The sequence below is a fragment of the Marinobacterium nitratireducens genome (genome assembly GCF_014645375.1).
GTDB classification, from domain to species: Bacteria; Pseudomonadota; Gammaproteobacteria; order Pseudomonadales; family Balneatricaceae; genus Marinobacterium_A; species Marinobacterium_A nitratireducens.
The window spans coordinates 114,041-125,346 of record NZ_BMLT01000001.1 but is presented as its reverse complement, the minus strand read 5'-3'; the positions used below and the strand labels follow the sequence as shown (position 1 = coordinate 125,346).

At 64.5% G+C, this 11,306-nt stretch carries 9 protein-coding genes; 3 read left to right on the top strand and 6 right to left on the bottom strand.

The genetic code is table 11. From position 1 onward, the window contains the following. The first annotated feature begins 195 nt into the window (after window positions 1-195). Entirely contained in the window at window positions 196-1,527 is a 1,332-nt protein-coding gene (locus IEX85_RS00540; RefSeq protein WP_188857309.1) for a Na+/H+ antiporter NhaC family protein, read from the top strand. Between the two features lie 83 nt (window positions 1,528-1,610). Here the strand turns inward: IEX85_RS00540 and IEX85_RS00535 are convergent, their stop codons facing one another. Further along, entirely contained in the window at window positions 1,611-2,201 is a 591-nt protein-coding gene (locus IEX85_RS00535; protein WP_188857307.1) for an acyl carrier protein phosphodiesterase, read from the bottom strand. 52 nt (window positions 2,202-2,253) lie between these two features. Continuing rightward, entirely contained in the window at window positions 2,254-2,592 is a 339-nt protein-coding gene (locus IEX85_RS00530) for a putative quinol monooxygenase (protein ID WP_188857305.1), read from the bottom strand. Between the two features lie 106 nt (window positions 2,593-2,698). On the opposite strand from IEX85_RS00530, the gene IEX85_RS00525 reads away from it, so the two are divergent. Further along, window positions 2,699-3,124 (top strand): VOC family protein, encoded by a 426-nt coding sequence (locus IEX85_RS00525; protein ID WP_188857304.1) that lies wholly within the window; start codon window positions 2,699-2,701, stop codon window positions 3,122-3,124. 53 nt (window positions 3,125-3,177) lie between these two features. Here IEX85_RS00525 and IEX85_RS00520 read toward each other — a convergent pair whose 3' ends face one another. Beyond that, window positions 3,178-4,581, bottom strand: coding sequence for a DEAD/DEAH box helicase (locus IEX85_RS00520; protein ID WP_188857303.1), 1,404 nt, complete (start codon window positions 4,579-4,581; stop codon window positions 3,178-3,180). Between the two features lie 452 nt (window positions 4,582-5,033). Between IEX85_RS00520 and IEX85_RS00515 the strand changes: the two genes are divergently transcribed. Continuing rightward, on the top strand, window positions 5,034-5,321 hold the full coding sequence (locus tag IEX85_RS00515) for a helix-turn-helix domain-containing protein (protein ID WP_188857302.1): 288 nt from the start codon (window positions 5,034-5,036) through the stop codon (window positions 5,319-5,321). Between the two features lie 196 nt (window positions 5,322-5,517). Here the strand turns inward: IEX85_RS00515 and IEX85_RS00510 are convergent, their stop codons facing one another. From IEX85_RS00510 to mtgA, 3 genes are read right to left on the bottom strand one after another with little or no spacing between them, the layout of a single operon-like run. Next, window positions 5,518-9,219 carry an AAA family ATPase gene (locus IEX85_RS00510; RefSeq protein WP_188857301.1) on the bottom strand — a complete coding sequence of 1,234 codons (3,702 nt, stop codon included), beginning with the start codon at window positions 9,217-9,219 and terminating at the stop codon, window positions 5,518-5,520. Beyond that, the gene (gene sbcD, locus IEX85_RS00505) at window positions 9,216-10,481 is read right to left on the bottom strand and encodes an exonuclease subunit SbcD (RefSeq protein ID WP_188857300.1); all 1,266 of its coding nucleotides are present in this window, start codon (window positions 10,479-10,481) and stop codon (window positions 9,216-9,218) included. Before sbcD ends, IEX85_RS00510 begins: the two co-directional genes overlap by 4 nt. A gap of 34 nt (window positions 10,482-10,515) precedes the next feature. After that, window positions 10,516-11,229 carry a monofunctional biosynthetic peptidoglycan transglycosylase gene (gene mtgA, locus IEX85_RS00500; protein ID WP_188857299.1) on the bottom strand — a complete coding sequence of 238 codons (714 nt, stop codon included), beginning with the start codon at window positions 11,227-11,229 and terminating at the stop codon, window positions 10,516-10,518. Window positions 11,230-11,306: the final 77 nt, after the last annotated feature.

Sequence of the window (11,306 nt, the reverse complement as noted above, 5' to 3'; positions counted from 1 at the left end):
GCCAACCGCACCTTGAGCATGCGACGAATCTGTTCACTTGTGACTGTTTACTGATCACTTACACCGGTATAATGCCCGGCTTTTATGACTCCCATGCCCGCTCAAACCGGCCGCCGGGGTCCAAATGGCGCTTCACAAGAGTGCCCTCCGTACAGCCGTCGCCTATCCGGCGACTCGATTCCATGGAGAGATGCGATGCAGCCGCGCGCTATAGCCCTGTTGCCCATGCTGCTGTTCCTGACACTGTTCATCGGCAGCGGCCTCTACTATCAATACCAGAATGTCGAATTCGCCTTCTACCAGATTTCCGCACCCGTGGCGATACTGCCCGCCATCGTGCTGGCGCTGATCCTCGGACGCGGCGCGCTGAACAAGCGCATCGAAACCTTTATCGAAGGCGTTGGCGATCACACCATCATCACCATGTGCCTGATCTACCTGCTTGCCGGCGCTTTCGCCAGCGTCGCCAAGGCAGTCGGCGGCGTCGATGCGACGGTCAATTTCGGCCTCAGCGTGATTCCCGATTCGCTGGTGCTGCCGGGTCTGTTCGTGATCACCGCCTTCGTCGCGACCTCGATGGGCACCTCGATGGGCACCATTGCGGCCATCGCGCCGGTCGCCGTGGGCCTCTCGGAGGCTACCGATCTGTCGCTGGCGCTGACCGTCGGCACCGTCATCGGCGGCGCCATGTTCGGCGACAACCTGTCGATCATCTCCGACACCACCATCGCCGCCACCCGCTCCCAGGGCTGCGACATGAAGGACAAGTTCCGCCTCAACCTGGTGATCGCTCTGCCGGCCGCCATCGCGACTCTGATACTGCTGTTCGTCCTGGGCAGCAGCGGACAGATCAGCCAGCCCGGCGACTACGATCTGCTGCGGGTGCTGCCGTACGTGGCCGTGCTGGTGCTGGCGGTGTCGGGGCTCAATGTAATGCTGGTGCTCTTTACCGGCATCGTGCTGGCCGGCATCGTCGGCCTGATGCAGGTGCCGGATTACAGCATCGCGCAGCTGTCCCAGGATATTTACGCCGGCTATACCGGGATGCAGGAGATCCTGATCCTGTCGCTGCTGATCGGCGGCCTCGGCGCCCTGATGAGACAGCAGGGCGGGCTGGAATTTCTGGCACGCAGCATCGACAGACTTACCCGCGGCAGTTCGGAACGCCGCAGCGGCGAAACCAGCATCGCCGCATCGGTGGCGCTGACGAATCTGTGCACCGCCAACAACACCGTGGCGATCATTATCAGCGGCAGCCTGGCACGCGATATCGCCAGTCGCCACGGCGTCGACCCGCGCCGCAGCGCCAGTCTGCTGGACATTTTTTCCTGCGTGATTCAGGGCATGCTGCCCTACGGCGCCCAGATGCTGCTGGCCGGCTCGATCGCCGCACTGTCGCCGCTGGAGCTGATAGGCACAACCTATTACTGCTGGCTGCTGGGAGTCATTGCCATTCTGGCAATCATCACCGGCATTCCGAAGCTGCAGCCGAAAGCTGTCGCATCCGCAGCGACAGCGAATCTCTGACGGATTGCCAAAGCCAAAGGTGACAGGTGACGTGTGACGCGTAACCTGTCACGTGTAACGCGTAACCCGTAACGCCTCACGCCTCACGCCTCACGCCCAACGGCATCCTGCCGCACCCACTCCAGCAACTGCGGGTAAAAATCGAGAAAGCAGCCTTCCAGCTCGGCGTAGTGCCGGATGACCTCCTCTCCCGCGCCATAGAGCGCCGTCCTACGGCTCATTCTTGCCGCTATCGCGTCCAGCACCTGACTGATCACCGCCAGCTCGCGGTAGCTGACCAGCCAGTCATCACGCCGCATCCCTTCGAAACGCCGCCGTGCGCTCTCGGGCATCAGGCTCGCCCTTGCGGCGAGGCTGCAATAGACCTGGCGGGTAAACTCGGGCAGCAACCGGTCGTCGAAGCGTTGCCAGTGGCGGCTGAGAAAGTGGTCGAAGGCAACGTCAACGACGATGCCCGCAACCCGACGCCGGTCGGGACTCAGCAGCCGTACCGCCTGCTGCACCGCCGGATGGCGGTCGGTGAAGGCATCGATACGGCGGTGCAAACGGATTCCGGACTCGACCGCGGCAGGCCAGTCGTCAAGATCGCGACCGCGGACGAAGTCGCCGAGGTAGTTGCCGGTCAGGTCGCTGTCGACCCGATCGGCCAGATGAAAGTGCGCCAGATAATTCATCGGGTACGGCGGATACCTCAATATCGGAACTCACACTTTACCACAGCCACCGCTACAGGCTGGGATCGAGCGCGGCGTCCTGGGCATGACGCCGCGGCGGGCAGCAGGCAAGCACATCGGCCCGAAGTACCTCCTGCTTCGCGATCAGGCTGTTGATTTCCGGGCGGTCGCGCAGGTAATGCGGCGTTTCCTTGTGAGCCTGCAACGCCTCGGGACTTTCATAAACCTCGTAAAGGTAGAAACGGAGCGGGTTTTCCCGGTCGGCCAGCACATCGAAGGTATGGCAGCCCGGCTCGTCGCGCACCGACGCCCGGGCGTTCTCGGATATCACTTCGAGGTAGCGGTCACGGCTTCCCGGTTTCAGATCGACGCTGATAAAAATACAGTACATGTGCCCTCCCGGTTAATGTCGACATTAGGTCATATTTTTGTGTACAGTTTGCAGTGACTTTAGACACAACAGACCGCCAACACAACCTTCTGAAGAGGAGTCTCCCGTGACACCGCGACCCAGCGCCCTCAATGGCATGCGCCATATCGCCTTTGCCGTACCCAACCTGGAGCAGGTCGAGCGCTTCTACGTCGAACTGCTCGGCATGGCGGTTCTGCACCGGCCGCACGCGGATCTGGTGTACCTGACACTGGGCAACGACAACCTTTCCCTGAGCCGCTCGGGCGACGGGGAGGATCCTAGCGGGGCTCAGCGCATGGATCACTTCGGCTTTATCTGCGACAGGCCCGAAGACGTTGACGCCTGGTGCGAGTATCTCGAGGCACAGGGCGTACCGATACTGAGCCGGCCGCATGATCACAGCAACGATCCGGGGGTGCGCAGCTTCTACTGCCTCGACCCCGCCGGCAATGCGGTGCAACCGCTCTACCACCCGGCGGTATCCGGACAACGCTTCGAAAGCCCGCGCTAACCGGCGCCGAAGCAATAAAAAACCCGCCGGGAGGCGGGTTTCTTGGGGTCTTGTCAGTGAGCAGAGGGGGCGGGACTTCTGCGCGGACGGCGTCGACGGCGGGGCTTGGCCGCCGCACCCTCGTCGCTTCTACCCGGCGCCCTGTTACCGCTGGCCTGGCGTTCGTTACGGGCGTTGCCAGCCCTTTTGCCACTGTTGCCACCCTTGCCGGCGCCGCCCGAGTTACCGCCACGGCGACGGCGCTGACCGTCACCGCCAGCAGGCTTCTTCGGCTGCGGCTCGGCCGCCGCCGGCGGCACGTAGCTTTCCGCGCTGCGGCGCAGCAGCTCGAGATCGACAACCGGTGCCGGCAACACCTCGAACTTGCGGCGCAGCAGCTTTTCGATGGCCCGGAATTCCTTGCTTTCGTCACGGCTGACCAGCGAAATCGCCTCGCCGCTGGCCCCCGCCCGGCCGGTGCGGCCAATACGGTGCACGTAGTCCGCCGGCACGTTGGGCAGCTCGTAGTTGACGACATGCGGCAACTGGTCGATATCGAGGCCGCGGGCAGCGATATCGGTCGCCACCAGCACCCGGGTCTCGCCGCTCTTGAAATTCGCCAGCGCCCGGGTACGGGCGTTCTGGCTCTTGTTGCCGTGGATCGCCGCGGCACTGATGCCGTTTTTCTCAAGCTGCTGGCTGAGACGGTTGGCGCCATGCTTGGTACGGGTGAAAACCAGCACCTGTGACCAGTCGCCGCTCAGGATCAGCTGTGCCAGTACCGGCATCTTGTCGCCCTTCTCCGTCTCGTAAAATGCCTGCTCGATACGGTGCGCGGTGGCGTTGCGAGCCACCTCCACGCTGGTGGGGTTATGCAGGATATCCTGGGTCAGGCGCTTGATCTCCGGCGAGAAGGTCGCCGAGAACAGCAGGTTCTGACGTTTCGCCGGCAACAGCTTGAGCACCCGACGGATATCATGAATGAAACCCATGTCCAGCATGCGGTCGGCTTCATCGAGCACCAGCATCTGAATATGGGACAGATCGATGGCCCCCTGTCCGTGCAGATCCAGCAACCGGCCCGGCGTCGCCACAAGGATATCGACGCCCTTGCGCAACAGGTCTTTCTGCGGGTTGATACTGACGCCGCCGAAGACGACCGCCGAGCGCAGCGGCAGGTGCTGGCCGTAGGTACTGACGCTCTCGCCCACCTGCGCCGCCAGTTCGCGCGTCGGCGTCAACACCAGCGCACGCAGCAGATGCCCCTCCGGTGGCCGGTGCTCGCTGAGTCGCTGCAGCATCGGCAGGGTGAAACCGGCGGTCTTGCCGGTGCCTGTCTGTGCCGCGGCCAGCAGGTCGCGACCTTCGAGCACCACCGGTATTGCCTGGGCCTGGATCGGGGATGGGGTTTCGTACCCCTGCTGCTGCACGGCGCGCAACAGCGGTTCGGAAAGTCCTAGAGAGGAAAAAGCAGTCATGTATATCCGTCAACTGGGATCGATATCGGTTCCGGCCACAACCTGACCACCGCCCGACCCTTCTGGGTTAAGCGGCGCAGCTTACCGGAAACCGGGCGCCGGCGCCATGTAAATAGCGCAAAAGGCCCCTGCTGCACTGCAAACAGCCCCTGCCTTGCTGCACACAGGCGGGGCGGCCTCCCGCCATCGGTGGCCCAGGCCGAAAATTGCGCCTGCCATACTTTTGTGGAGAGCGACACACAGGCCATCCATGGCCTAGATCGAAAATTGCTCCTGCCATACTTTTGTGGAGAGCGGCACACAGGCCATCCATGGCCTAGACAGCAAATTGCTCCTGCATTTGCTGCACACAGGCTATCCATGGCCTAGACAGCAAATTGCTCCTGCATTTGCTGCACACAGGCCATCCATGGCCTAGTCTGTTTGCAGTGACGGAGGAAAGGAAACGCCCCATGACCCGCAGATCTCAGCGAGCCTTTTTCCGCAAGCTCTATCTCGCCTGGCTGATCGATACCGGCCGCCACAACCTGCGCACGCTGCAGGAAAAAACCGGCATGCCCAGGCGCACGCTGCAGGACAGCCTGAAAGACCTCGAGGACATCGGCATCCGCTGCGTGTTCGAACAGAACGACGGTGAACGCAACAATTTCGGGCTCTATCGCATAACCGACTGGGGGCCGATCCGGCGCAACTGGGTGCGCACCCACCTCGCGACCCTGAAGGCCGAACTCGAGCAGTGATTGAAGGCTGCTGAGTTCCCCAGGATGGGTGGAACGGCACCCCGGGACGGGACGTCCGGCCCTGCCGCGGCCGGAAGCCGTGTAACCCAACTGACGTCAGCACGGATATCGGATCGGTTGATGGGTTGCGCCGCCGTAATGAGTCGATGCCAAACGACGACCCTATGCGGATGGCGGCTCCACCCATTCTACGCACTTACGCCTCACCACCCCCAAACCTGAACCTCGTATCGAGACGACTGTAGCCAAGTCCGTTGCCCTTGCGCACCCTTATCTGCACCGGAATCCGCTCCTTCAGCGCCTCGACGTGACTGATAACGCCGATCATCTTGCCGCTTGCGTTGAGACTGTCCAGGGCGTCCAGCGCCACATCGAGCGTATCCGCATCCAGGGTACCGAAGCCCTCGTCGAGAAACAGCGAGTCGATGCGGGTCCGGTGGCTGACCAGATCCGACAGCGCCAGCGCCAGCGCCAGACTCACCAGAAAACTTTCGCCGCCCGACAGGGTCCGGGTATCGCGCAGGGTGTCGGCCTGCCAGCCGTCGATGACCTCCAGCTCCAGCTCGTCGCCATCCTTGCGCTGCAGACGGTAACGTCCGTCCAGGCGCCCGAGCTGGCGATTGGCCAGATAGATCAGGTGATCCAGCGTCAGCCCCTGGGCGAAGCGCCGGAAGCGATCGCCTTTTTGCGAACCGATCAGACTCGAAAGCTGTGCCCAGGTGTCATATTGCCGCTGCTGCGACTCGATCTGCGCCACCAGCGATTGCTGGCTTTGCCGAACCCGCGCATCCTGCTCCAGCTGCTGCGACAGAGCGCCCTGGCGCTGGCGGTTGCTGTCCAGCTCCTCGCGCACCTGGGCCAGTTCGTTGGCGACCTGCGCCGCGTCGAGCGACGCGAACGGCTGCCGCTCAAGCGCTTCCAGCTCGGACTGCGCCTGCGACAGCAGCGATGCATGGCCGCTGCGCTCGCGATCGAGCTCGTCGCGCAGGGCCTGCAGCCGGTCCCGCTCGCTGCGATCGATCAGCGCGCACTCAAACGCCTGCTCGGTTTCGAAGACGCTTGCTTCCAGCGCCCGCCGCCAGCCCTCACGCGAGTCTGCTGCCTGCATCTGCTGCGCCGCATGGCGGCTGCGAAGCTCCTCGAGCCGCCCGTCCAGACCGTCCAGCCGCTGGCGGGCCGCGGCGAGTGCCCGGGCCGCCTGTCGCTGCGCCGACTCGGCCTGCTGAACGCGCTCCAGAAGCTGACGCCGGATCGTCGCCACTGAGTCGCCGCCGAACAGCTCACGCCTTTGCCGCAAAAGCTCTTCGCGCTCGATGCCCAGGCGCTGCTGCAGCGCCTGCTGGGTCTGCAGTTCCGCTGCAAGATGATCGCGCTCGCGTTGCTGCGCAGCCAGTCGTTCGACCGCCCTGTCGTACTCGCGCTGCTGCGCCTGCGACTGCTCGCGCATGCCATTGTAGATTTGCCAGAGGTGCGCCTGCGCCTCGAGCCACTCGTCCTGGCCGGCAAGTTCAGGCAGGGCGCCTTCGGCCAGAGATCCGGCGATACCCGCCTCCAGCTGCGCCAGGGTCTCGAGGCTTTTTTCGCGCTCCTGCTGCAACCCTTCGAGCTGCTCTTCAAGCGTAACGCGCTGCGCCTGCAACATGCTCAGCCGGTGTTCGACGTCGCGATTGCGCTGCTGTTCGCGCGCAAGCTCCGCCGCGAGCTTCTGGCGCTGCACCTCCAGCTCCGAAAGCTGTTCTACCTTGGCTTCGAGCTGTACCTGCGCACTCGTCTGCCGATCCAGCAGCGCCGCCAGCACCGCAGGCTCGGGCAGCAGCCCCGCACCTTCGACCGCCAGCTCAAGTCCGCTCTCGCACAGCTCCGTCAACAGTGGCATCGCCTCGGTCTCCAGGCGGCGGCACTCGTCATCCAGACGCCCGAGCTGATCCTGAACGCCCTGCAACTGCGCCCGCGCGGTCGCCAGTTCCGCGCCCGCCTGCTCACCCTGGCGTTGCAGGCGGTCCAGCTCGGCTTTCTTGTCATCGCGCCGGCGTTCGGTGTCATCGGGCTCCGGCAGGCGATACTCCTGCACGAACGGATGATGGGTTGAGCCGCACAGCGGACAGGCCTGATCCGGCTGCAACTGCTCACGGTAGCTGCTGAGCTCGACCACGCGCCGCTCCTGCACCAGCAGCCGCTCCAGGTCGTCCAGGTGCTGCCGGCACTGCCTGAAGCGCTGGCGTGCGGCTTCGAGCGCCTCGGAGCGCTCGTTCAGAAGGGTGTGAAGCCGGTTCTCCTGCTGGCGTTGCTGCAGCTGTTGCAAGCGGTTCTGATGGAGGCGGCCAACCAGGTCCCGGAGCTTTTCCAGCCCGGCGCAGCGGCGCTGCTGCCGGCGCAAATCGTCGCGCAGCGCGGCAGGCTCCCGCTCGCCCAGCAGTCTTCGCCACTGCCCATCCAGCTCCTGCTGGCGCTGCAGCAGTGCGGCGACGGCTTCAGCGCTGCGGCTTCGCTCCCTTTCCGCCTCGCCGCCGCGCTCGATCAGCGCCTCCCGCTGGCGCTGAAGCTCCTTCGAACGCCTCCGCCGCTCATCGGCCTCGGCGCAAAGACGGGCGCGTCGCGTCAGCTCAGCCCGCCACAATGGCAGCTGTTCGCCGAGCCCGGCATGGTGCGGATGAGCATCGAGATATTCCCCGGCCCGGGCCAGGGCTTCCTGTGCACCGCGCTGCCGGGACCGCGTCCGCTCCAGCTCCGCATCGAGACGCCGGCATGCTTGGGCGCCATCATTCAGTGTTTGCCCAAGCTCAGACTGACGCTCCGCAAGGCTCAACAGGCGCTGGTCGAGCGGGACCACTTCCTCGTGCAACCGGGTTTCGGTCTGCTCCCTGGCTTCGCCTGCAGCCGCAAGTTCTGCGGCCGCCGTCGCCTCGCGTGCGACCAGTTGCCGAACCTGCTCCGCACTTTCAAGGCGGTGGGCGGTTTCGTTGTCGATACTCCCGGACAACGCCGCCAGCTGATCCGCATCGCTGCGGGCCTGGCGAAACAAAGGCTGGATTTCGAGCGCCGGCAACGCCGCCGCCAGACGCGCAAGATCGGGCTCCGCCGCCTCGCGTCGTGCCTCCAGCGCCGCACTCTCCTGCAGCCTGCGCGCTTTCGTCTCCCGCGCCCTGGCCAGACTTTCGAGCCCACGGGCCGCCTCGCCCAGTGTCTGTTCGCGCCGCTGCGCTGCCGCCAGCGCCTCGTCCAGCGCCTGCCGCTCCTGCTTGAGCGCCAGCAGCCTATCCTCATCGAGCAACTGCAGCCCCTCGAGCCGGACGCGCAACAGCGCCAGGGCTTCCTCTTCCCGGCGTCTGCGATCAAAGGCGCGGCGCGACAGCTCGCCGTATATCTCGGTCCCGGTGAGTTCCTCGAGCAGCTCGGCCCGCTCGTTGGCGCTGGCATTGAGAAAGGCCGCGAATCCTCCCTGCGCCAGCATCATCGACTTGGTGAAGCGGGCGAAATCGAGACCGGTCAGTTCACTGACCCGGCTGAGCTTGTCGCCTATACGGTTGGTAATCAGCCGGCCATCGCCGTGGGCCAGTTCGACCTGAGGCGGCTGCAGCTTGCCCTCGGGGCGCCCCCGCGCCCGATGCTGGGACCAGAACGCCCGATACGCCTCCCCCCTGACCTCGAACTCGACTTCGGCGAGGCAGTCGGCGGTATGTCGTGTCATCAGCTCGTTGCTGCCCGCCGATACGCTCAGACGCGGGGTCGCGTGGTAGAGCGCCAGACAGACCGCATCGAGCAGCGTGGTCTTGCCGGCCCCGGTGGGTCCGGTGATGGCGAAGAGTCCGTTGTCGACAAACTCCGGCGAGCGAAAATCGATGAACCACTCGCCCTTGAGCGAATTCAGGTTGCGCAGTCTCAGGCTGAGTATTTTCATGGCGCCTCCCCGACATCCGACTCGTCAAGCTCGGCCCTGAGGTTCTCAAAGGCTACGGACAACCGCGCCCGGGTGACGTCATCTAATTCCTCCAGTGCCAGGCGACGCCGGAAAACCTCATCCACCGAAAGCTCCTGCAGAGTTTCCCGCGCCTGCGTCTGCAACGACGCCGCCGCCCCGGCCCGCTTGCGACGAATGCGCAGTATCTCCACCGGAAGATCGGCCAGCAGCTCCTGCACCCTGAGCTGAAGATCGCTGAGGTAGTCGTCCGTCTCGACCTCGACCTCCAGCCAGGTGGTGGTTTCGCGCTCAGGCTCCCCCTCGAAATGTGCGACCAGCTGATCGGCCAGCTCTTCGAGGCTACCGCGAAGCGACAGCAGCGGCTGCCAGACCGGCACTTCGATTTCTTTCACGCTATCAAGAGCACCGCCGGCAAAGTCGACCAGCAACACCTGTTTGCCACGGGTGCTTTCGTCGAAGCTCAGCGCGATCGGCGAACCGCTGTAGCGAATGTGTTCGGTGCCGGCAACCTTCTGCGCCCGGTGCAGGTGCCCGAGGGCGATGTAATCGGCCGGCGGAAACGCCGCTGCCGGAAAGGCCTCCAGAGTACCGATGTAGAGTTCCCGCACCGACTCCGAGATCTGCCCGCCCACCGTTGTCAGGTGTCCGGTGGCAATGATCGGCAGAGCCTGCTCCGCTCCCGACTCCGCCGCCTGACTGGCCAGCAGCGCCTCCCGCTGAGCGCGGGCCAGTTCATAGATAACGGTATAATGCTCACGAATCGCGGACGCCAGTGCATCGCGCTTGTACTCCCGGCTTTCGCCCGCATGGCTTTCCAGCAGATCGCGCGGGCGCAGGTACGGAATCGCGCAGAGGACCGCCCCCGGCGTTCCGTCTTGCCGGTGCAGGGTGATCACCTGATCGCCGGGATCCTCCGTCACCCCGCCGATGACGCGGGTGTCGAGACAGGCCAGCAGCTCGCGGGACTCGTGCAGAGTCGACACCGAGTCGTGGTTGCCGCCAAGCACCACCAGCTGGCAGCCGGTCTCGCGCAGCTCGACGATGAAGTGATTGTAGAGTCGCCGGGCATAGCTCGGCGGCGTGCCGGTATCGAAGATGTCGCCCGCCACGATCAGGGCGTCGACGCCAAGCTCTCTCACCTGGTCGATCAGCCAGCGCAGGAAAGCCCGGTGCTCGGGTTCCCGGCTCTTGCCCATGAAATGTTGTCCGAGATGCCAGTCGGAGCTGTGCAGTACGCGCATGGAAATTCCTTGTGGGCCGCCGTGCGGCCGACTTTCAGCCATCCACGGCCTTGAGGGTTACCGAACCGAGCTGACGCATCTGCTGGCCAATCCAGCGCCCGCGCCGCACAACGTAGGACGATGGCGGCTGCGCGCGATAGCGGTACGGATTGGGCAGAACCGCCGCCAGCCGGGCCGACTGCCAGGCGCTCAGGTTGGCGGCCGGCACACCGTAGAAGTGCCGGGCCGCGGCCTCGACACCGTAGATGCCGGGACCGAACTCGACGATATTGAGGTACACCTCGAGAATGCGCCCCTTGTCCCAGCACAGTTCGAGCAGCAGCGCGAACCAGGCCTCGAGCCCCTTGCGGACCCAGCTGCGACCGGACCAGAGAAAGAGGTTCTTGGCGGTCTGCTGCGTCAGCGTGCTGGCGCCACGAACACGCCCTCCGTCGAGGTTGTGCTCCAGGGCGCGCTTGATGGCTTTGAAGTCGAAGCCGCTGTGCTCGGGAAAGCGCTGGTCCTCGGCCGCGATCACCGCAAGCTGCATCGACGGTGAGATGCGCTCGCGCGCAACCCAGTCATGGACGAAAGACTCAGGGTAACCTTGCGGTGGAAAGAGTTCCCGCTGGATCAGCCAGGACCAGATTGGCGGATCGACAAAGCGCAGCAGCAGCACCAGCAGCAGGCTGAACAGTATCCAGCCACCAGCCAGCCACAGCAGCGCCTTGCCAACGGGACGAAACAGATAGCGTTTGAGCAGGGGCACAATGGATCCGGGTTCGAAAAATCAGGGACCTATTGTGCTTATGGGAGCGGCGGGCGTAAAGCGGCTATTCGCGGCGG

Coding starts and splice junctions, on each gene's coding strand:
- IEX85_RS00540 (WP_188857309.1), top strand. CDS start 196: ATGCAGCCGCGCGCTATAGCCCTGTTGCCCATGCTGCTGTTCCTGACA.
- IEX85_RS00535 (WP_188857307.1), bottom strand. CDS start 2,201: ATGAATTATCTGGCGCACTTTCATCTGGCCGATCGGGTCGACAGCGAC.
- IEX85_RS00530 (WP_188857305.1), bottom strand. CDS start 2,592: ATGTACTGTATTTTTATCAGCGTCGATCTGAAACCGGGAAGCCGTGAC.
- IEX85_RS00520 (WP_188857303.1), bottom strand. CDS start 4,581: ATGACTGCTTTTTCCTCTCTAGGACTTTCCGAACCGCTGTTGCGCGCC.
- IEX85_RS00515 (WP_188857302.1), top strand. CDS start 5,034: ATGACCCGCAGATCTCAGCGAGCCTTTTTCCGCAAGCTCTATCTCGCC.
- IEX85_RS00510 (WP_188857301.1), bottom strand. CDS start 9,219: ATGAAAATACTCAGCCTGAGACTGCGCAACCTGAATTCGCTCAAGGGC.
- sbcD (WP_188857300.1), bottom strand. CDS start 10,481: ATGCGCGTACTGCACAGCTCCGACTGGCATCTCGGACAACATTTCATG.